The sequence below is a fragment of the Hoylesella nanceiensis DSM 19126 = JCM 15639 genome, assembly GCF_000379965.1.
Taxonomy (GTDB): Bacteria; Bacteroidota; Bacteroidia; order Bacteroidales; family Bacteroidaceae; genus Prevotella; species Prevotella nanceiensis.
The window spans coordinates 44865-67681 of sequence record NZ_KB904331.1 but is presented as its reverse complement, the minus strand read 5'-3'; the positions used below and the strand labels follow the sequence as shown (position 1 = coordinate 67681).

At 37.8% G+C, this 22817-nt stretch carries 17 protein-coding genes and 1 tRNA gene; 13 read left to right on the top strand and 5 right to left on the bottom strand.

Features of this window, described 5'->3' with window-relative positions:
- Positions 1–40: 40 nt before the first annotated feature.
- The gene (locus A3GM_RS0106340; RefSeq protein WP_018362549.1) at positions 41–1318 is read right to left on the bottom strand and encodes a replication-associated recombination protein A; all 1278 of its coding nucleotides are present in this window, start codon (positions 1316–1318) and stop codon (positions 41–43) included.
- Positions 1319–1549: 231 nt separating this feature from the next.
- On the opposite strand from A3GM_RS0106340, the gene A3GM_RS0106335 reads away from it, so the two are divergent.
- The gene (locus A3GM_RS0106335; RefSeq protein ID WP_018362548.1) at positions 1550–2341 is read left to right on the top strand and encodes a hypothetical protein; all 792 of its coding nucleotides are present in this window, start codon (positions 1550–1552) and stop codon (positions 2339–2341) included.
- Positions 2342–2800: 459 nt separating this feature from the next.
- The gene (locus A3GM_RS0106330) at positions 2801–3439 is read left to right on the top strand and encodes an NAD(P)H-binding protein (protein WP_018362547.1); all 639 of its coding nucleotides are present in this window, start codon (positions 2801–2803) and stop codon (positions 3437–3439) included.
- 138 nt (positions 3440–3577) lie between these two features.
- Here A3GM_RS0106330 and A3GM_RS0106325 read toward each other — a convergent pair.
- A tRNA-Met gene (locus A3GM_RS0106325) sits at positions 3578–3650 on the bottom strand.
- A 237-nt stretch (positions 3651–3887) separates the two neighbouring features.
- Between A3GM_RS0106325 and serC the strand changes: the two genes are divergently transcribed.
- From serC to A3GM_RS0106300, 5 genes are all read left to right on the top strand, one after another.
- Positions 3888–4955: a 3-phosphoserine/phosphohydroxythreonine transaminase gene (gene serC, locus A3GM_RS0106320; protein WP_018362546.1), complete on the top strand. Its 1068-nt coding sequence runs from the start codon at positions 3888–3890 to the stop codon at positions 4953–4955.
- A gap of 79 nt (positions 4956–5034) precedes the next feature.
- Positions 5035–6372 carry an FAD-dependent oxidoreductase gene (locus A3GM_RS0106315; protein WP_018362545.1) on the top strand — a complete coding sequence of 446 codons (1338 nt, stop codon included), beginning with the start codon at positions 5035–5037 and terminating at the stop codon, positions 6370–6372.
- Between the two features lie 46 nt (positions 6373–6418).
- Complete coding sequence (locus A3GM_RS0106310; RefSeq protein ID WP_018362544.1) at positions 6419–7336, top strand: NAD(P)-dependent oxidoreductase; 918 nt, start codon at positions 6419–6421, stop codon at positions 7334–7336.
- Positions 7337–7405: 69 nt separating this feature from the next.
- Complete coding sequence (locus A3GM_RS0106305) at positions 7406–8653, top strand: DUF1015 domain-containing protein (RefSeq protein WP_018362543.1); 1248 nt, start codon at positions 7406–7408, stop codon at positions 8651–8653.
- Between the two features lie 10 nt (positions 8654–8663).
- Positions 8664–9248: an IMPACT family protein gene (locus A3GM_RS0106300; protein ID WP_018362542.1), complete on the top strand. Its 585-nt coding sequence runs from the start codon at positions 8664–8666 to the stop codon at positions 9246–9248.
- Between the two features lie 179 nt (positions 9249–9427).
- Here the strand turns inward: A3GM_RS0106300 and A3GM_RS0106295 are convergent, their stop codons facing one another.
- Complete coding sequence (locus tag A3GM_RS0106295; RefSeq protein ID WP_018362541.1) at positions 9428–10012, bottom strand: DNA-3-methyladenine glycosylase I; 585 nt, start codon at positions 10010–10012, stop codon at positions 9428–9430.
- Positions 10013–10419: 407 nt separating this feature from the next.
- On the opposite strand from A3GM_RS0106295, the gene A3GM_RS0106290 reads away from it, so the two are divergent.
- From A3GM_RS0106290 to A3GM_RS0106275, 4 genes are all read left to right on the top strand, one after another.
- Entirely contained in the window at positions 10420–10983 is a 564-nt protein-coding gene (locus A3GM_RS0106290) for a LemA family protein (RefSeq protein WP_025830112.1), read from the top strand.
- A 5-nt stretch (positions 10984–10988) separates the two neighbouring features.
- A complete protein-coding gene (locus A3GM_RS0106285; protein ID WP_025830111.1) occupies positions 10989–11984 on the top strand; it encodes a M48 family metallopeptidase in 996 nt (331 codons plus the stop codon).
- A 3-nt stretch (positions 11985–11987) separates the two neighbouring features.
- Positions 11988–12665 (top strand): GDSL-type esterase/lipase family protein, encoded by a 678-nt coding sequence (locus A3GM_RS0106280; protein WP_025830110.1) that lies wholly within the window; start codon positions 11988–11990, stop codon positions 12663–12665.
- 192 nt (positions 12666–12857) lie between these two features.
- Entirely contained in the window at positions 12858–16634 is a 3777-nt protein-coding gene (locus A3GM_RS0106275) for an endo-beta-N-acetylglucosaminidase (RefSeq protein WP_018362537.1), read from the top strand.
- Between the two features lie 372 nt (positions 16635–17006).
- On the opposite strand, the gene A3GM_RS11280 is transcribed toward A3GM_RS0106275, so the two are convergent.
- The gene (locus tag A3GM_RS11280; protein WP_018362536.1) at positions 17007–17723 is read right to left on the bottom strand and encodes a hypothetical protein; all 717 of its coding nucleotides are present in this window, start codon (positions 17721–17723) and stop codon (positions 17007–17009) included.
- Between the two features lie 622 nt (positions 17724–18345).
- On the opposite strand from A3GM_RS11280, the gene A3GM_RS0106260 reads away from it, so the two are divergent.
- Together A3GM_RS0106260 and A3GM_RS0106255 are read left to right on the top strand one after the other, a co-directional pair.
- Positions 18346–18948: a riboflavin synthase gene (locus A3GM_RS0106260; RefSeq protein WP_018362534.1), complete on the top strand. Its 603-nt coding sequence runs from the start codon at positions 18346–18348 to the stop codon at positions 18946–18948.
- Between the two features lie 211 nt (positions 18949–19159).
- Complete coding sequence (locus A3GM_RS0106255; protein WP_018362533.1) at positions 19160–20341, top strand: MFS transporter; 1182 nt, start codon at positions 19160–19162, stop codon at positions 20339–20341.
- Between the two features lie 78 nt (positions 20342–20419).
- On the opposite strand, the gene A3GM_RS0106250 is transcribed toward A3GM_RS0106255, so the two are convergent.
- Complete coding sequence (locus A3GM_RS0106250) at positions 20420–22624, bottom strand: S9 family peptidase (RefSeq protein WP_018362532.1); 2205 nt, start codon at positions 22622–22624, stop codon at positions 20420–20422.
- Positions 22625–22817: the final 193 nt, after the last annotated feature.

The window sequence follows — 22817 nt, the reverse complement described above, 5'->3', positions numbered from 1 at the left end:
TGTGGTCTAATTGAATGTTCGTTTCAATGCTGTTGATTGCCTATTTAAACCTATCTCCCCAGCATTTAACCATTTGTTGATATAGCTTTTCTTCATTAGAAGAATGTTGTGCCTGCCATAAACGTATGCCAAGAAGGGCATCGGGCATGTATTGTTGCTCAACAAAGTTATTCGGATAGTCGTGACTATACTTGTAACCGTCACCATATCCCACCTCTTTCATAAGTGTAGTAGGCGCATTTCGCAAGTGAAGAGGTACAGGTTGATTGCCAGTTTCATTGACAATCTCGAGTGCTTTGTTAATGGCTAGATAGGCAGAGTTGCTCTTTGGCGATGTGGCAAGATAGATAGTGGCTTCTGCAAGCGGTATTCTTCCCTCGGGCCAACCAATCTTTTGCACCGCATCAAAGGCTGCATTAGCCAATAAAACAGCATTGGGATTAGCCAAACCAATATCTTCAGAGGCACTAATAACAAGTCGTCTTGCAATGAATTTAGGATCTTCTCCAGCCGAAATCATACGTGCAAGCCAATAAATAGCAGCATCGGGGTCGCTTCCTCTTATGCTTTTTATGAATGCAGAGATGATGTCATAGTGCATTTCTCCACCTTTATCGTATGCTAAAGGGTTTTGTTGTAGGCACTGTTTAACAAAGTCATTGGTGATAATCACTTTATCATCACCTTCAAAAGCGTCTACAACCAATTCGAGAACATTGAGCAGTTTTCGGGCATCTCCACCGCTAAAATGTAGTAAAGCATCTGTTTCTCGCAGTTCAATATTGCGTTGTTGCAACTCAACATCTTCAGTAATAGCTCTTTGAAGCAATGTTTCGAGATCGTTTTTGCTTAGTGGTTGCAGGATATAAGTTTGACATCTCGACAAAAGAGGCCGTATAACTTCGAACGAAGGGTTCTCGGTTGTGGCACCAATAAGCGTCACTACGCCCTTTTCTACAGCGCCTAAAAGAGAGTCTTGTTGTGATTTACTGAACCGATGAATCTCATCTATGAACAGAATAGGGGCACTATTGCTAAAGAAACGCTCTTTTGTTGCTTTGTCAATCACCTCTCTTACTTCCTTTACTCCGCTGGTAACGGCACTCAAAGTGTAGAAAGGTACATCAATAGTGTGCGATATAATGGTTGCAAGAGTTGTTTTTCCAACTCCTGGAGGTCCCCATAATATAAATGAAGGAATACCATGTTTTGACTCAATAATGCGTCGCAAAGGTGCTCCTTTACCTATTATATGTTGCTGACCTACATACTCTTCTAGGCTATTTGGACGTAAACGTTCTGCCAATGGTTTTGTCATAATGCAAAGATATGAAAAAAAAAAGATTTCAATTCTTTAGGAATAATGTTTTTTGAAGAGAGTTATTTTTTTGCTCTAAAACTTGTTTTTTATGAATTTAGTATTTACTTTTGCACGCACTTAAAAGCAATCGATGATTTAAAGTCGATATTTTAGTGCCAGAAAATCTAGTATCGTGACTTAAAAAGAACACGAACCAAACTGAATAACAAAGAAAGTGAACAATAAAGTATGAAACAACAAAAGGCTTTAACAATTAAAACCCTTACCAAGAGCAATGCTTGGGAATTACAAGAGAACGACATTTTTAGATTATGGGATGCAGCAGAGAAAGATGTTGACTTATCAGATAACGTACGACATTATACTGATATCATCAAAAGTGCATTCGAAATCGAAGAGATAAAGATTGATCGTCCAGAGGTAATTGCTAAGTATGAAGAACGTGGATTTAAAGTTGGAGAAGTCAAAATCGATGATTCTGTGAAAGTAAAGTGGGCGATTAAGAAGCGTCCTATTATGCGAGTAACTGATTTGACTTATGAAAATATACGCCACATCAGTGCTGCAAAGCTCATAGAAGTACTCGAACGTAACTTTGGAGGAGGCTGGAATTCGTTGTCACAAAGCATTCAAGACATCATAACTTCAGGCTTTGACGTTAGCACAACCACACTTCCTAAAGACCGTTTGCATAAAGCTGGCGGTATGTATGAAACCAAAGTGAACAATGGTTTCGAAGTTCTTGAGATTGAAAAGGGCTCTTGGGTTGAAGCAATTTTTGCTAAAGAAAAACCTAAAGTTGAAAAGATTAAAACACGATTAGAGAAAGAAGACCTTCCTTCTGATGACGAAGAAGAAGATGGTGAAATTGATCTTCCAAGCAATTATGATGAAGAAGACGAAGATTCTTTCGATGAAGAAGACCTTACAGAAGAAAGTTATCGCACTACATTTGATGCCGATCCAGAAGAATTAGAGATGGAAGGTGAAGCTATTTCAGATGAAGATGACGCTTATTAATAAAGAAATTATAATGAGATAGTTGTTTTATTACAACTCTTTCGATGTGCAATCCACAAAAGACAATCTTGTTTTTTGTGGATTGTTCTTTTTATCTTATCTAAGAAACGCCTTCTTTTCGTCTTATAAAAGTGTTGTAATTACACCTTAAAAGTATTGACTTTACATCATAATAGCATTGAGTTTGTTTTCTAATTGCATTGTTTTTGTTTTCCTCTCTTTATTTTGTTGAAGATCAAGAGTATATCAGCTTGTTACTCTTCTCGTTTCAATTCATTCTAAGAAAAAGAGGATTTAAAAATGGTTCGTTTATCTCTTTTGATATAAGAAACAACCTATTTATATATAAAAGAGATGAGATGGAAAAACGAAAGCGATGTATTGATAAATCGAAGAATAGTTTGTATCTTTGTAAAAGAATAGGGTAACCCGATTATAAACAATAAGAATAAGAAAGATATGAAAGCAATTGTGTTAGGAGCAACGGGCGCAGTGGGATTAGATTTGGTTGAAATGCTTTTGAAAGATGATGCGTTCAGCGAAGTAGAGGTATTTGTTCGCCGTGCAATGCCTATGGAAAATGCTAAGTTAGCGACTCACATTGTGAACTTTAAACAGCCAAATGAATGGCAAGACATGATAAAGGGAGATGTCGTATTTTCTTGTATGGGAACAAGTTTGAAGGCTGCAGGCTCAAAAGAAAGACAATACGAAATTGATTATACTTATCAACTTGAGTTTGCGCAAGCGGCTCATTCAAACGGTGTTGCTGCTTATATTCTCGTGTCTTCGGCTATGGCTAGTGCGAAATCAAAATTCTTTTATACCAGAATGAAAGGCGAGTTAGAAGATGCTATTCATCAACTCCACTTTCAACAAGAGGTGATTATGCGTCCACCTTCATTGATTCGCAAGAATACTACCAAAACAAATGAGAAGATTACAGTGGCAGTTCTGAAGGTATTAAATGCTTTAGGACTATTTAAAAAGCAACGTCCTATGCCCACAGAAGTGGTTGCAAAGGCTATGATTGTAGCTGCAAAGCAAGGTGTTTCGAGTATTTTTGAGACCACTGATATTTGGAACTTGGCCAAGTAAACATAGAATGAGGATATAAAAAGATAAGGGAAATCAATAAAACTCCTACTGAAATAGCATCTAATTGCACTGGGGGAGCGACAGAAAAGTATATAAAATAAAAAAGAGAAGTTTGTTAAAACTTCTCTTTTTAAGTAGTTGCGGAGACACGACTCGAACGTATGACCTCCAGGTTATGAGCCTGGCGAGCTACCAACTGCTCCACTCCGCGATGTTAATTAAACAATTGTTTTTCTTAATTGCGAGTGCAAAGGTAATGCTTTTTTTTATAACTTGCAAATTTTGAGGAAAGAAATTGTCGAAAAAAATAATATTAGCTGTTCTCTAAAAATAAATCAAGAATCTTATAAATTATAGTTCGTAAATCTTTTGCAGGTATAAAATAAAAAACGTAATTTCGCATATATATTTTAAGAAACTAAGTTTAACACACAAAGAATTCTATCTTATGAAGAAGTATAACTTTAATGCTGGTCCCTCTATGCTTCCACGTGAAGTGATCGAAAACACAGCAAAACAAATTCTAAACTTCAACGACAGTGGTTTATCTTTAATGGAAATCAGCCATCGAGCGAAAGACTTTCAACCCGTTATCGATGAAAGTGTTGCTTTAATTAAAGAGCTATTGGATGTTCCGCAAGGCTACTCTGTCATCTTCTTAGGTGGTGGTGCTTCTTTACAATTTACACAAGTACCTTGTAATTTGCTACACACTAAGGCCGCATATCTTAACACTGGCGTGTGGGCTAAGAAGGCAATGAAGGAAGCTAAACTATATGGTGAGGTCTTAGAGTTGGCTTCTTCGGAAGATAAAAACTATACTTATTTACCAAAAGACTGGACTTGTCCTGCTGATGTGGATTATCTTCACGTCACAACTAATAATACTATATATGGTACAGAAACACGAGTTGATTACGATGTACCTGTACTTATGGTAGGAGATATGAGCTCAGACATCTTCAGTCGTGAAGTAGATGTGGCTAAATATCAATGTATTTATGCTGGAGCACAAAAGAATTTGGCTATGGCAGGCGTTACTGTTGTCATCATAAAAGACGATGTTTTGAACAAAATGACACGCCCAGTGCCTACAATGCTCAACTATTTCACTCACGTAGACAAAGGTTCTATGTTCAATACACCACCAGTTGTGCCTATATATTCAGCCTTAGAGAATCTTCGTTGGATAAAGAAAAACGGAGGAGTGAAGGCTATGGACAAGCTAGCTAAGCAAAGAGCAGAACTGCTTTACGGTGAAATTGATCGCAATAAGCTATTCCGTGGCACTGTAGAAGAGGCTGATCGCTCATTAATGAATATTTGTTTTGTGATGCAAGATGAATATGCTGAGCTTGAAAAAGAATTCTTCGATTTTGCAACAAGCAAAGGAATGGTGGGCATAAAAGGACACCGTTCGGTTGGAGGATTTAGAGCAAGTTGCTACAATGCACAAACAATTGAAGGCGTAGAAGCACTTGTTAGCTGTATGAAAGAATTCGAGGCTAATCATTAATATAAATAAAAGGTAATGAAAAAGGTAGATAATTAAGGTCTATCTTCTTATTACCTTTTATTTTTTTTGTAACAGATTTATGGATAAAATCAATATAAAGAATCTTATTATAGGATTCGGAAAGGCAGGTAAAACCTTAGCTGCCGACTTAGCAAAGCATGGCGAAGAGGTGATATTAGTTGAAAAAAGTAGTTCTATGTATGGTGGAACTTGCATCAACATAGGATGTATTCCTTCTAAAAAGTTATTGGTAGAGGCTGAAAAAAGACCTGCAGATGCTAATCAAAGCGTTTATTTCGAACAAGCAATGGAACGTAAAAATGCTTTGATTTCGGCTTTGCGTGCTGCCAATTATAAGAAACTTGACGACTTAGAAGGGGTAAGAATTATCAATGCAACCGCATCGTTTATAAATAAAAACACCGTATTATTAAAGGGTGAAGATAAGGAATTTGAAGTCACTGCACAACGAATTTTCATCAATACAGGTACCACTTCAATCTCATTAAACATCAAAGGAGGAGATGGAAAGCACGTTTATAACAGTACACAGTTATTATCTTTAAACACACTTCCTAAGCGTCTTGTTATCATTGGTGGTGGTTATATCTCGTTAGAGTTTGCTTGTATGTTCCAAGCTTTCGGCAGTAAGGTAACCATTTTGGAAGCAAGTGACACCTTTTTAGCACGTGAAGACAGAGATGTAGCAGACGAAATGTTACGTATTCTCAATACTCGTGGAATCGAAGTGAAACTTAATGCAAAAACAACTGAATTGCAAGAGAATGGTAGTTATATAACTGTTTTCACCTCACAAGGCAACTTTGATGCCGAAGCAGTATTGGTTGCAATAGGTAGAAAGCCTGCAACTGACGAGTTAGAGCTACACAATGCAGAGATTAAAACAGACGAAAGAGGATACATAATAACCAATGATTATCTGCAAGTTAGTGATCATATATGGGCAATGGGCGATGTTGCTAAGACCCCACAGTTCACTTATATGTCGCTAGATGATTATAGAATCGTACGTGATCAGCTATTTGGTGACTCTAAAAGAAATAGACTTGATCGTAAAAATATTGCGACATCAGTCTTCACTTATCCCACTCTTGCACAGGTAGGATTAACCGAACAGCAGGCAAAAGCAGCAGAGCTACAATTTGAAGTTAAAAAGATTGCAGCCAATTCAATACCTAAGGCAAAGATATTAGGACAAACCGATGGATTGCTAAAGGCTATTATTGAAAAGGAAAGTAATCGCATTTTAGGTGTAACTCTCTTCTGTGCAGAGGCTCACGAGCTCATTAATATCTGCAAGTTAGCTATCGATAACAATATAACTGCAGATCAATTAAAGAATCAAATATATACACATCCAACCATGGCAGAGGCTTTAAACGATTTGTTTGCATAAACAAAAGCTTAAACCCGCTGTTAGATATTAATATAAAAGAAAAGATATGAAAGTACTAATTGCAACCGAAAAGCCTTTTGCAAAAGAGGCATTAGAAGCTATTAAGAAAGAAATAGTAGACGGAGGACATTCTGTTGAGGTATTAGAAAAGTACACAGAGAAGTCTGAACTCTTATCAGCTGTAGCTCAAGCAAACGCAGTTATCATTCGTTCTGACATCGTAAATAAAGATGTTTTAGATGCAGCTAAAGAATTAAAGATTGTTGTTCGTGCTGGAGCAGGATATGATAATGTAGACATTCAAAGTGCTAAAGAACACCAAGTGGTGGTTGAAAACACTCCAGGACAAAACTCAAATGCTGTTGCAGAGCTTGTATTTGGCTTATTAGTATATGCAGTTCGCAACTTTTATAATGGCAAATCAGGTTCAGAACTCAAAGGCAAGAAACTCGGTTTGTTGGCTTATGGCAATGTAAGTAGAAACGTTTCACGCATTGCAAAGGGCTTTGGTATGGACGTATATGCTTATGATGCATATTGCACCGCAGAACAAATAGAAAGCGATGGCGTAAAAGCAGTAAGCTCACCAAGCGCATTATTCGAGCAATGTGATGTTATTTCGCTTCACATTCCTGCAACACCTGAAACCACAAAGAGCATCAATTACGAATTAGTTAACAAGCTTCCTAAAGGCGGTATCTTAGTGAATACAGCTCGTAAAGAGGTTATTAACGAAGAAGAACTATTGAAGTTGATGGCAGAGCGTCAAGATATTAAGTTCATAACAGACATCAAGCCAAGTGCAGATGAGCAGTTTGCGCAATTCGAGGGACGCTATTTCTCAACTCCAAAGAAGATGGGAGCGCAGACAAGTGAAGCCAATACCAATGCAGGAATCGCTGCTGCTAAGCAAATAAATGCCTTCTTTAACGAAGGATGCACAAAGTATCAAGTGAATAAGTAAAAGCAGATGCAGTCGTTATAATATAGCGACTGCATTGCTACCAAACAATCATTATAGAACAAAATCACAATGGCAACAATAAAACCATTTAAAGGAATACGCCCTCCTAAAGAGCTAATTGAACAAATAGAGTCACGTCCTTACGACGTATTGAATTCAGAAGAGGCGAGAGAAGAGGCTAAAGGCAACGAAAAGAGCTTATATCACATTATCAAACCAGAAATTGATTTCGAGGTAGGTACAAGCGAATACGACCCAAGAGTGTATGAGCAAGCTGCTAAAAACTTCAAGAATTTCCAAGAAAAAGGCTGGTTGGTGCAAGACGAAAAAGACCACTATTATATCTATGCACAGACCATGAACAACAAAACTCAATATGGTTTAGTTGTCGGAGCCTATGTAAATGATTACTTAGACGGCACCATTAAGAAGCACGAACTTACTCGAAAGGATAAAGAAGAGGATCGAATGAAGCACGTAAGAGTATGTGATGCGAATATCGAACCAGTGTTCTTTGCTTATCCCGACAATGTAGCTCTCGACCAATTGATTATGCGTTATGCTGCAACTGCGCCCGAATACGATTTTATTGCGCCAATAGATGGCTTTAGACATCAATTCTGGATTATCGAGAATGCAGAGGATATCAACCTCATTACCGCAGAGTTTGAAAAGATGCCAGCGCTTTATATTGCTGATGGACATCATCGTTCGGCTGCTGCAGCCTTAGTTGGTGCAGAGAAAGCGAAGCAAAATCCAAATCATAAAGGCGACGAAGAGTATAACTATTTCATGGCTGTTTGTTTCCAAGCATCGCAGTTAACCATTTTAGATTACAATAGAGTAGTGACCGATTTGAATGGACTTACAGAACAAGAGTTCCTTACTCAGCTTGAAAAAGACTTCGTTGTAGAAGATAAAGGAACAGATATCTATCGTCCAAATGCCCTACATAACTTCTCACTTTATTTAAATAAGCATTGGTATAGTTTAACAGCTAAGGACGGAACCTTCGATAATAGCGACCCAATTGGCGTGTTAGACGTAGATATTTCAAGTAGATTGATTTTTGATAGCATTTTAGGTATCAAAGATTTCCGTACCGATAAGCGTATTGATTTTGTGGGTGGACTACGTGGTTTAGAAGAACTTAAACGCCGAGTAGATAGCGGTGAGATGCAAATGGCATTGGCACTCTATCCTGTTTCTATGCAACAAATTATGGATATTGCTAACACTGGCAACATTATGCCACCAAAAGCAACATGGTTCGAACCTAAACTTCGTTCGGGATTAGTTATCCATAAGTTGTCGTAAACAATTGTTCATGAGCGATACATATTTAACAATACAAGATAAAAGCGAGGGGATTTACACTGAAAAGCGTAGTAAATTCCTCGCTTTTGCACATCCTGTAGAGACGATCGACGAAATAAAAGACCTTCTAACCGATTATAAAAAGAAGTATTACGACGCAAGGCACGTTTGTTATGCCTATATGTTAGGACCTGAAAGGACAGATTTCAGGGCGAATGATGATGGAGAACCCAGTAGTACTGCAGGCAAACCCATTCTTGGACAGATAAATTCTCGTGAGCTAACCAATATACTTGTGGTGGTTATTCGCTACTTTGGAGGAGTGAAACTCGGCACAAGTGGGTTGATAGTAGCCTATCGTGAGGCGGCTGCAGAAGCCCTTTCGGCTGCTACGGTGATAGAAAAGACGATTGAAGAAACTGTTACTTTCACCTTTCCTTATGTGATGATGAACAGCGTTATGAGGGTGGTTAAAGAGCTAAATCCACGTATTGTTGAGCAAAAATACGACGAAACGTGCATTATCACCCTTGCTATTAAGCGTTCTATGGCTCCAATGTTAGAGGAACGTCTCAATAAATTGGCTTTTGAGTAGATCGATTATCACCAGTAAAAATATGATCGTAAGAAAATAAGAGAGAGTAGCTTGGCTAACTCTCTTTTTCTTTTTATGGCAAATTGAAGGGGTAAATACTTTCTATTTGAATGATAAAGCCTTATGAGTTGAGTAAAATACTGTGGAATTAGATGATTGTTTCATTTTTTTTGTTCGGCTCATTCAATCAGATCTCCACCAATTTCGTTAAACATATAGCATGTAGTGTCGTGGTCGTTCACCATTCCTATGGCTTGAATAAACGAATAAACAAGTACTGAACCAAGAAACTTAAAGCCCCTTTTCTTTAGGTCTTTGGCAATGATATCCGATAGTTCACTTTGTTTTTGCATCATTCCGTTAGGGCGATTGTTATAGATTATAGTTTTGCCTTTTGTGAAACTCCAAATATAGTTATCGAAAGTTTCAAATTTATTGCGTATCTTGATGAAAGCCTGAGCGTTACTAATCATTGCCTCAATCTTTCTTTTAGACTTAATGATGCCAGGATATTGCATAATTCTTTCAACGTCGCTGTTGGTAAATTGAGCAATTTTCATATAGTCGAAGTTGGCAAAGCAAGTCCTAAAAATCTCTCTCTTTATCAGCATTAGCTTCCAACTTAATCCGCACGACATCGCTTCGAGCATTAAATACTCATAGAGTTGCTGATCGTTGTGACAAGCTATTCCCCATTCTTCGTTGTGATATTTCTCCATCATCGTGTCGCCTTTGCACCAGCGACATATCTCTTTCTCTTTCATATACTTATGCTCTTCCTATTTAAAAGCTATGCAATTGGGCTGTAAACTCAATGCTATTGCACTGCAAAAGTAATGTAATTACAAGCTAAAAACATTGCTTTTGCCACTTAATTTCAAATTGTTTTCATTTCAATCGTTTCTTTGTTCTAATTGATGTTGTTATTCATTTCAATTCGTTTTCTTTATACGTACAAAAAAATAGAACTTCTCTTTTTTAACAAAAAAACAATAAAATATTATCGTATATAGCGTTAATTTCCTATTTTTGTAAAGAATGTGCGGTGACAATCGTGCGTTATTTTGCCACAAAGGGTGTCTTATAGTAAAGAATGGCATTTAATTTGCAGGGCAATAATAAAGAAACTGAGAAAAAATTAAGTAGAATATTAATCAAAAAAATAATTATTATGTCAACAACAGTAATAGTTTTAGCAGTAGTTGTAGTTATTGCAATCTATTTTATTAGTGTCTATAACAGATTAGTTGGATTAAGAAATAATCGTGAAAATGCCTTCTCGAATATTTCAGTTCAATTGAAACAGCGTTATGATATGATTCCTCAATTGGTGGCAACTGTGAAAGGTTATGCTGATCATGAAAAGGAATTGTTACAGAAAGTGACTGAAGCAAGAGCTGCAGCAATGGGTGCAAACACCATAAACGATACCATTGCAGCCGACAATCAGTTGTCAAGTGCATTGGCAGGACTAAGAGTTTCGCTCGAAGCTTATCCCGATTTGAAAGCAAATACCAATTTCAATAACTTGCAAATGGAAATTGCTGATATGGAAAACAAGCTTTCTGCAACTCGTAGATTCTTCAATTCAACCACTAAAGAGCTAAATACTGCGATCCAATCGTTCCCTGCAAACCTCATAGCAGGAATGTTTGGCTTTACCACTCAACCAATGTTTGAGATCCCAGTAGAGCAACAAGCAGCAATGGAAAAGGCTCCTGAAATTAAATTTTAGATTGAATGCAATACGTAGGAGTACAATCGCAAATAAGAAAAAACAATCGACTTACAATTCTTTTGTTATTAATGTTCCCTGTGATAATATTGGGAACGATATGGGTTTTCTTAGTTGCCGTGAACTATTTTGACGGTGGTTATTATCTAGAAGATGGAACGATGGCACACGAAGTCAATTTTGCTTCGGTCAATGCCTATTTCCTTCATATTCTACCTTATGTGCTCGGAGCGGTGGGTTTGTGGTTTGTTATAGCCTATTATGGTAATGCTTCTATGATTATGGCAGCCACAAAAGCCCAGCCTTTAAAGCGTTCTGACAATCCAAAGGTGTATAATATCGTTGAAAACCTATGCATGTCGATTGGAATGGATATGCCTCAAGTGAACATTGTGAATGATCCTCAGCTCAATGCGTTTGCTAGTGGCATTAATAAAAAGACGTATGCGGTTACATTAACCACAGGAATTATAGACCGATTGAATGATGAAGAGCTGGCAGGAGTTATTGCTCATGAGTTAACCCACATTCGAAATCACGACACAAAGCTGCTTATTACAAGTATTGTTTTCGTGGGAATTGTTTCTACAATCATGACCATGCTGCTTAGAATGCTTTATTATAGCTTTATGTCAGGTGGCAGTAGACGAAGTAAAAAAGAAGGAGGTGGCTCGGTTGTGCTCATCATTCTGATTGGAGTAGTATTGGCTGCAGTAGCTTATTTCTTTACTCTCTTGACCCGATTCGCCATTTCTCGTAAGCGAGAGTATATGGCAGATGCAGGAGGAGCAGAGATAACAGGTAACCCTTTGGCGTTAGCTTCTGCCTTAAGGAAGATATCTGGCGACCCAGGACTTGATGCAGTGAATCGCGCAGACATTGCTCAAATGTTTATAATGTATCCTGATGAGATGGAACCAGGACTACTTGGAGCAGTTGATTCGCTATTTAGTACACACCCAGATGTGAAGAAACGAATCGCTATTCTAGAACAATTCTAAAGAATGAGAAATATTTTTATAGTCTTTCTGCTTATCTGTGGAAGTCTATTTTCAATAGTAAAAGCACAAAAAGTGACATATCAGTCTACCAAACATTATCGAGAAAGGGTGGATAAGTTTGCTCAAATGCGTCCTGTTGACAGCTTAGATGTTGTGATGTTGGGCAATAGCTTAACCGAAATGGCAGGCGATTGGAATGTCCTTTTAAAAGCTAAAAGAGTGCGAAATAGAGGTATTTCGGGCGATGATGCAACGGGCATGATCAATCGTTTACAGCAAATTACACCAGGAAAGCCTAAGGCTATCTTCCTAATGGTGGGCATCAACGATTTAAGTCACGATTTAACTCCCAATCAAGTGTATGACCTTTGCGTGAAAGTGATTAGCAAAATCACCAAAGATACACCCAAAACAAAGCTTTATGTGCAGAGTCTTTTGCCCATTTATGAGGCTTCGGGGCGTTGGAAAACACTCGAAGGCAAAACCAATGACATTCCTCGTATCAACGAATTGCTAAAGACTTATTGCGAAAAGAACAATATATCGTATATCAACTTGTTTGATAAATTTGTGCGACACGGCACCAATGAGATGCGAAAAGAGCTTACTTCAGATGGCTTACACCTGAGTCCTTTCGGGTATAAGATATGGAGTTTTGAGCTAAGAAAATATTTTAAATAAGAAGAAATCAAAGAGATTTGTAGGAAATACACTGCAAATCTCTTTTTGTTTTTACCGCCTAATGTTGATATTCGTTAAATAAATGTAACTTAATTACGCAACTTTTATTTTTGATTTGTTAATATATAAAGCCCTTTTGACAAACTACTTAGAAGGAACAAGAAGAATTTTACTAATCAAACAATAATTTATATGAAAACAAAAGCCATATTAACAGCATTGGCATTGTCGTGTTCTTCATTTACAATGATGGCACAACGAACCCCAACTCATCCGTTAGATATCTCTACAATGGATTTCTATCAGTGGTTCGAAGGATTTAAATCGTGGACTCCTGGACAGCCTTTAGCAGGCGTTTCTGCTACAGATGACGAGTTTTATATATCACGAGTGAAACCCAAAAAGCGTATAGAAGATGCCGAAAACTATAAGGCTAATAGCCTCGCAGATAAGCAACGCAAGCTTTGTATGTGGGTTCCTTTAGACGATCCATCGGTGAAATGGAAAGCATTTCCACGTTATTCGCTCGAAGGAGACAATTTTAGTATGTGGTCATATCTTGACATTCATGGCAATTGGTCGGCTCCTTGGGCTCGTGTTTCTGCTGGTTTATCAGACGTTGCAGCAAAGAATGGTGTTGCAGTTGGTTGCGTATTAGGAGTGCCTGAAACAACAACTATTAGCTTTTATGATCAACCTAACTTCTTTAATAACCACTTTAAGGTTCTTTATGGCTTAACAGAAGCAGATTCAAATGGAAACTTTCTTTGGACAAGAAAGCTCATTCAATTCATGAAATATTATGGAATCAATGGCTTAGGTATTAACTCTGAGTTCTTTTCTGATTATGATACGATGACTCATCTCTTAAACTTTTTTGCTGATTGTCATGCAAAAGCAAAAGAAGAAGGATGGGAATTTCAAATCCATTGGTATGATCTTATGACTCGTTCAGGTGAGAAAAGCTTTAAAAACTCATTGAATAGCCAGAATTCTAGCATTCTTGGACCAGATAATAACAAGAAAGTTGACATGTTCTTCCTTAACTATAATTGGGGAAGTGCAGGTTTAGCAAGTTCTGTAAGGATGGCAAAACAATTGCCAAGAAACTCTTATGACATCTTTGCAGGATTTGATATTCAAAAGAATGCACTTAATAATTATAGCTGGAAGGCGCTTTCTACTCAGCCAGTTTCAATCGGTTTTTGGGGTGCACACGCACAAAGTCTGCTCCATCAGAGCGCAACTGACGAAGGAACAGAAGACATTGCAATTCAAAGAGCATATCAAAAGAAACTCGAATTGGTGTTTAGTGGAGGTAATCGCAATCCTGCTTTCACACCAGAGCTAAGTAGTGGAACCTCATTATCAAACACAGCATTAAAGAAGTTCCATGGACTTGCATCGTATTTAACAGCTAAATCAACTATAAGCGATGTGCCTTTCGTTTCTCGTTTCAATCTTGGAAACGGCTTAAAGTTCCACAATGAGGGTAAAGTTACATTCAATCACAAGTGGTACAACTTAAATACTCAAGACCTAATGCCTACTTGGCGTTGGTGGATTACAGACCAAAACGATGCAGTAGACGAAACTTCTATCTCATCATTCGTAAATACTAATCTCACATTTGATGAGGCTTACTTTGGTGGTTCATGCTTAAATGTATCGGGAAAGAGTGCTTTCTCAAGATTAAAGCTATTCAAAACGCTACTTAAAGTACAGCCTAATTACACCTTATCAATTACTTATAAGAAGACAGGCGACATCGAACCACATGCTAAATTGTTTGTGGCTTTAAAGGGAGATCTAACTCATTATAAAGAAGTTGCATTGCCTTCAAACACGGCTTCTTTATCTTCTTGGGTGATATACACCGCTACAATGGAGCAACTTGGAGTGCCTGCAGATAGCGAAGTGGCAATGATTGGATTGGTATTTAACGACACTCCAGAGAATTATAATATGTATGTAGGAGAAATTGCCCTACGAAATCCAGCGCAAACCTTTAATACTGTCACTCCAACAATTAAGGATGTAGAGATTATTAGAGGTCGTTATAATGCCTTTGACTTTAAGATTCGCTATGCAAGTGCACCCGATAACAGTGCAACAAAGGTGTATAATGACGATGTAGATACATGGTATTATGAGATTTACATGCAGCCATTGAACGAGAATCCACAACTTCTTACTGCCACAACATCATGGGCTGCTTATGTAGTTGATGCTCCTTTGAAGCCCGAAGACGAAGTAAGAAAGGTGCGTTTAGGTGTTAGAGCCATTGCACCTGACGGCAAAGCGACAACCGATATCGTTTGGACTGATTATAAAGAGATACCTTATAACCAAATGATTAGCGACATTGTGGTTGATAAAAAGGTCGTAAAACCAAACGAAAAGTTCAAGATTGTGATGGTTGATAAGAGAGCTCCTGCAGCGCAAAATATATCAATTGTTAATCCAAGAAATGGAGAAGTTATTGCGCAATCAAGTAACTCTCGAGTTTGTGAAGCGCAAATTTCTCAAGTTGGTTTGTATGACCTTTTATTGACAGATGCCAACGGAAACCAAACAACTACACGAGGAATGGTTCAGATAACACCAGAAACAACAGGCTCTGTACCTGTTATTGAAAAGGTGATGGCAGACAAAACACAAGTTAAAACCAATGAATCTGTAACCTTATCTTATGTTGGAAAAGAGGGAGAAGGCAAGGTTTCAAGAGCTTTAATTGTGAAAGACCCTGAGATGTTGTACATTCCTGGTGACATACAAGTGGGCAAAACCTATTCTTATGCATTGTGGTTTAAAGTGGAGAAGTTTGGACACGACAAGCAAGGAACTAACCTTATCAATAAAAACACAATACATGATTCATGGCCACACAATAACTGGGGAGACCTATGGGTAACTATTCGTCCTGAAATGCCAGGTCACTTAGCTAATGAGATCTCATTTAATACAATGGGATGGGAGCGACATGATAGTCCAAATGAGGCGATGATGTCTAAAGGTTATCAAGTTACTCCTGGTGTTTGGACCCATGTTGTGGTGACACACGATAGCAATAACAATCAAAAGTTATACTTTAATGGTAAAAAAGTGGCAGAAACAACTTTCACAGCAAGTAGCAGACGTGACGAATCTACAGATTATCGAATACATAAAAATCGCACAGCTCACATCTTTATTGGTGGCGGTGGCGTTTATAAAGCTGGCTTAAATGGATATGTAGACGAAGTTCAAGTGTGGGATAAAGCCCTTAGTGACGAAGAAGTTTTGCAGGCTATGCAAGGCTATTCAAAAGAAAATGTACCTCAAAATCTAAAGGGTTATTATACATTTGAAGAGAAAGATAAAGATGGTTTCTTCTACAATTGGGGCTCTGCAGGCAAAGATGAGAAAGCTATAATCGTGACTATGGAAGGTAGTGGCGGTGAAGATACCAGTAAAGCAAAATACCAAGCGCATGATTCTAATAACGATTTCTTGGGCTATCCTGGTATAGTTGGTAGCTTAGATGTAACAACTAAAGCTAATTGGAACGTAGAAGGAGCAGCCATTACACCACAAAATAAAACTGCAAATGCTACCTTCTCTCAACCAGGAACATACAAAGCAGAGCTAACATTGCAGAACCGTTGGGGAGAAGCAACCATGCAGTTAGAAGATAATATCGAAGTGTCTGGTTTGCCAAACGATGTCAATTCAATCGAGGCAGGTACACTTTTAGTTGATATTTCAAAAACTTCTACATCAAGCATCTTGCGTTTACACTTTGCACAAGCAGGCACTTATCAAGTTCAACTCATCAATAGTGCAGGCGCAATGTTGTTCCAACGCAACGTTAATGTATCTTCTGATGCCAGCGAAGCAATTGCTTTTGAAGGCGAAACAGGCGTTTATGTCCTTAGAATATTAAAAGAAGGAAAGCCTTATAAGATATTGAAACTAGTGAAGAAGTAATTTATCTAAGTATCGAGAACGCTAAATTTGAAAACAAGTTGATGATGGGGGAGAGCCTTAATGGTTCTCCCTTTTCTTATATATTTATTCTTGTTTCATCTCCTTTTAAATTCTCTTCGAGGCGAAATGTTTTGCTCTTGTTTTCTTAAAAGGTAGAGTGTTCTTTTTAATATGAAACAACAATGGATGCAAATGCTATGCAGTTAGTCCTTAAAAGCAGTGCTTTTGCAGTGTAAAAACATAGCTTTTACTCACTAATATCAATGTTATTGCAAGACAGAAAGAACGAGGGTGAGTGGTGAAGAGAAAAGAAAAAGGACTTATTTTTTACACAACAAAGGGGTAAAAGATAAGTCCTTTATTATTTCTATATTAGAATTCGTATCCTACTTTAAATCCAAGTGCACCAGTTGTGTAGCTATACTTGGTGTGCTTAACATCAATACCTTGAGACAAGTAAGCAAGACCTACATAGAAAGCAGAGCTGCCTCTTGTTGCAAATCTACATCCAACCATTGGAGAAAAATAAAGTCCATTTGCATCACCAACACTGTAACCCAGTTTTAAATCTAGGAAAGGTGCGATACTTCTTGTGGTGAAATTGAATCGAGCATTAGCAAAGAAAGGAAGTAAAATGGTTGAACCCTTGCCAGTGTAGATACTCATTCCGAGACCACCACCTAAGTAAACATAGGGATTAAACTGATAACCTATACTTCCAGTGAACTCTACTCGGTCGTGACCATAGTCGCCAACACCAAATGCAAAGCCTCCATCTACAAATGCATTAAAGCCTCCATTGCTACCAGAACGATAGCTTCTGCGTGGCGCATAATATCTTCCTGGACGACGTTGAGCAAGTGCATCGGTCTCAGTTGCAGTAGAACTGATAGGCGAAAGCTCGTTCATTTCAGTAGAATTGTTCAAATTGCTGTTTTCTGTTAGATACTCATTAGTAACCAAAGCCACGTTATAAGCATTGTTAGTTGCGTTGCTTGTGTTAAGAGCTAAATCGCCTTTGAAAGTACTTTGAGCGTTTACCGACACTGCAAATGCAATGCTTGCAGCTGTAAAGAATAGTTTTTTCATAATTGTGTGTGTATTATAGCACCCCATTTGTGGTGCTGGTTAACGATAATGCGAATAATAGAACAATGCAATAGATGGTAACTTGCATTCTCTACATACGTTTTCTTATTTATCCCAATACAACTCTTCTCTTTTAAAGAGTGTGTTTTTTCGTTGCTCATTCTCCCTAAATGGGCAATTAATGTGTTTTATAGTTACAATAATGGTGCAAATTTAAACGAAGAAAACCAATGCACCAACAGAATTGCAGTTTAATAATGTTAAGTAAAGTTGGTAAGTATAACACAGCCCCAAGATGCACTTTAACATTCAAATCTTTGTAAGTTTAAGTAAAATCTATTATCTTTGCAGGCACAAAGAACAACACATTTGGGGTTGTGTCGGTTTGATTGGGATACTCATCAAATTATTTCAGAAAACCGAGATTGTTTCTTTTGTTAATGGCGGGCCATATAAATCTCTTTTAAAAGAGGCTAAGCTGCAAAGCCGGTGGATTACAAAGACGGAGAACACTCAAATCTTTTTTAGCTCGGAGTTTCATCACATCATCGAGCAACCCCTTTCAAATAGAGGCAGGAAACATTTTCCCTGCCTTTTTATATATATCAAAAAGGAAAATAATATGTTCTCGGGAATTATTGAAGAAATGGCAACTGTCGTAGCAATAGAACACGACAAAGAGAATATTCATTTTACACTTGAATGTTCGTTCACCAACGAATTGAAGATAGACCAAAGCGTTGCGCACAACGGAGTGTGCTTAACTGTTGTTGAATTAGATGGCAACCGCTATACAGTTACAGCAATGAAAGAAACCATAATACGTAGTAATTTGGGGTTATGGAACGTTGGCGACAAGGTAAATGTAGAACGTTCGATGCAGATGAATGGTAGACTTGATGGCCATATTGTGCAAGGTCATGTGGATACTACAGCGATTTGCAGTGCGATAGAAGATGCAAATGGTTCTACTTATTTTACCTTTAGCTATGAATTTGACAAAGAACAGGCTTCGAGAGGCTATTTCACTGTAGATAAAGGATCGGTTACTGTTAATGGAGTTTCATTGACAGTGGTGTCGCCTACACGTGATTCTTTTAAAGTAGCTATCATTCCTTACACAAAAGAACATACCAACTTTTGTGCTATTGAATTAGGAAGTGTTGTGAACTTAGAATTCGATATTATCGGAAAATATATTGCTCGCATGAACAGTTTGGCATAATTTGCCATTATAACTCAGAAGTATCAAAAGATGAACTGTGCTGTTTTCTTTTGATACTTCTTTCTTTTTGAACTTGTATAGCTTTCTTTTTAGATAAAGATAAAAGGCATACAGACGACACGATATCGTGTAAACACACGAAATATAATAACAAGGATAAATAAAGAAGAATATTGTAGAAATATAATATCGAAAGAAAAAGAAACTAAAAATGAAACAAACACTGGTTCCCAATAAAGGAATTTCAACATCGTTATTATGGATTATGGCGATAATCTCGGGCGTAACAGTTGCCAATCTGTATTTTAATCAGCCCGTATTGAATATGATCAGTACCGAATTGGGTATTTCATCGCTCACCGCCAACTGGCTTCCTATCATCACACAACTGGGCTATGCCGTTGGACTTTTATTCATAATACCTCTTGGTGACTTAGTGCAAGTAAGAAAAATTCTTACCGTAAACTTCACACTTCTTGCCATATCGCTTCTTGCAACCGCATTAACAAGCAATATCTATACATTGCTTTTCACCTCATTTATAATAGGTGCAGGGTCGGTTATGCCTCATATCTTTATCCCAATGGCCTCACAATACTCAACTCCTGAGCGCAAAACGCAAAATGTGGGCATACTTCTTGGGGGCTTGTTAACAGGTATTTTGGCCTCAAGAGTGGTGAGTGGAATAATGGGAGAGCACTTTGGTTGGCGTGCAATTTATTATGTTGCAACCGTGTTAATGGCAGTTTGTCTTGTAGTTATTTTGAAAATGCTCCCTGCTTCGCCGTCTACTTTCCAAGGAAGCTATGCTTCTTTAATGAAGTCGATGTTTGGTTTGGTGAAGAATAACAAGATATTGCAAAACGTTTCTTTGCGTGCTGCTCTTTGTTTTGGCTGCTTTCAAGGAATGTGGGCTGTGCTTGTGTTTAAAATGAGTGGTGAACCTTTTTACGCAAGTAATGATACTATTGGCTTATTGGGGCTTTGTGGTATGATGGGAGCACTCACTGCAACATCTATTGGAGGTTATATTAACAAATTTGGAGTGCGTACCTTTCATCTAATAGGTTGTGGAGTGCTTATCGCTTCGTGGTTAGTGATGTATTTTTTTCAAAACTCTTATTGGGGAATGATCATTGGAATTATCTCAATTGATGGGGGAATGCAGTGTATTCAGCTAAGTAATCAAAGTAAAGCACTATCTCTTGTGCCTCAAGCAACAAACAGAGTGAATACCATTTTCATGACAACCTTCTTCTTAGGCGCCTCTTTAGGAACCTTTATAGCAGGATTTTGTTGGGATAAATGGGCATGGGAAGGTGTAGCTTTCTCGGGTATTATCATGACGTTGCTATCCGTTTTACTGACGTTCTCGATGAAAGAGAAAGTTTAAAATAAAAAGAGAATAAAGCAAGGACGCTCAATGGCAATCCAAACTTTATTCTCTTTTGTTTTATTATTGTAGTCTTCTTTATTTCAACTCATTGATAAAGAAGTTTGAAATTTGTCTAAGTAGGTGGTTACGAGTGTTTCCTCCGTAGATAGAATGGTTTCTATTGGTGTAGTAAAGCTCTTTAAAGTCTTTGTCTGCTTGCACCAATGCTTCTGAATATTCATAGGCATTTTGTACATGAACATTATCATCTGCGGTGCCATGGCATAGCAATAATGCGCCTTCTAACTGATTTACACGACTAATAGGATTATCTTTATAACCATCTGGGTTCTCTTTTGGAGTTCTCATATATCTCTCTGTGTAGATAGTGTCATAGAACTTCCAATCGGTTGGAGCTGCAACTGCAACGCCAGCTTTAAACATTTTGCGACCTTCGCTCATGCTCATTAAAGTATTAAAGCCTCCAAAACTCCATCCCCAAATGCCAATTTTGTCTTTATCTACATACGATTGTTTTCCTAACCACAATGCGGTTTCAACTTGATCTTTTGCTTCTAATTTTCCTAATTGTAAGTAAGTAGCCTTTTCAAAGGCAGCCTCTCTACCGCCAGTACCACGTCCGTCTACACAAACCACAATGATATCGTTTTGCGCAAGGTATGCATCAAAGGCTCCACCTTGACCCATTGAGCCTGCATTCCATGAGTTAATGACTTGTTGACTGCCTGGTCCGCTGTATTGAAAGAGTACAACAGGATATCGTTTTGCAGGGTTAAAGTTAAGTGGTTTCATCATCCAACCATCTAATTGAATACCTTCTGAGGTGGTAAATGTAAAGGCTTCACGTTTTGCCCAATCATAGTTTGCAATCTTATTCTTTAGCTTTTCGTTATTAATAGGGGTAGATAGCACCTTACCTTGATTGTCTCTGATAGTGAAAATAAAAGGAGTGTTATAGTTACTCCATGTATTTAAGAAGTATTTAAAGTCGCCAGAGAAGCGTGCTTGGTTCCATCCTTCTTGCTTAGTGAGCTCTTCTACCGATCCATTCTTCTTGCTAACGAATACCTTTCTGTCGTGAGGTGTGGGCAAAGCTGCTTGATAATACACTTCACCTGTTGCATCGTTGATTCCGTAAACATCAGTAATAACGGTGTTGTTATTGCCTATCTTGCGGATAAGTTGGCCATTTCGAGAGTAAAGATACAAGTTCATTGCTCCCTCTTTGTCGTTAGGAATCAATATATTGTTAGGAGTTATCAATATATTTCCAATGGCTTCTTCTTTAATATACTTAGGAGATGTTTCCTTTATAAGTAGCTGTGTTACAGTACTTCGAGGATTAACAGAATATAAACACAATTCGTCTTGATGGCGATTCATGGTGAATGCAATTACTTGGTTTGCATCGTTTGTAGCCTTTAAGCGTGGAATATAGCTGTCGGCAGATAGTGGGAGTTGCATCTTTTGGGTTCTTTTAGCCTTTATATCGAAGCTCCATAGCGACACAATTGCATTATCAAAGCCTGCTTTAGGATATTTATAAGAATCTAACCCAGGGTAGTCTGCATAAGAGTTGAATGTAGGGTGGGAACCTTTAAACATCTGAATAGAATACTCTTTCACTGCCTTTTCGTCGTATTTCACCCACACAAGCATTGAAGCATCTGCACTAAACACAAGTGCTTTGTTGTGACTGAACTCCTCTTCGTTTACCCAATCGGGGATACCATTAATGATTTCGTTTGGCTTTCCGTCTGTTGTTACAGCACTTTCTGCATTGTCATATAATAGTTTTACTAAGAAAATGTTGTTGTTTCTCACAAAAGCTACGAGGTTTCCGTCGGGTGACCATGTTGGAACTTGTTGCTTATCGCCATCTGAAAGCTTTTCTAATTTAGTAGAAGCAATGGTATATATATAATAAGTTGCTTTGAATGAGCGACGGTAGATGTGTTCTGTTTTGGTTTGAATGAGCATTCTTTTGCCATCAGGAGACATTATATAGCCGTCAAATCCATCGATTTTTTCACCTATAGTCTTTGAAATATCGAACAAAACAGCTGTTGTTTGTCCTGTTTTAAACGAGCATTGTAAAACTTGTTGGCCGTCACTACTGATGCGAGTAAATTGGTCTGTGCCTGCAATAGGATTCATTCCTTGCATCATTTCAGCTGCGAAATCACCATTCGTAATCGACTTTATAGTGATTTTATCACCTGCATTGGCAACGCTAAACATCATTGTGAATGCAGTAAGAAGGGTCCAAATCTTTCTCATTGTGTATCTTTTAGTATGTTCTTTGCCACAAAGTTAAGTAAATTTGTTTACTTTTGCAAAGGCTATTACCAATGGTTTTGCTCGCACTGTCATAGAATTCATAGGAATAATGTTATTTTCTTGGTTTATAAGTGCACATCAACCCAATGGAGAGTAATGGGCTATTTATTTTTAATAAGATTCGATTTTTCAA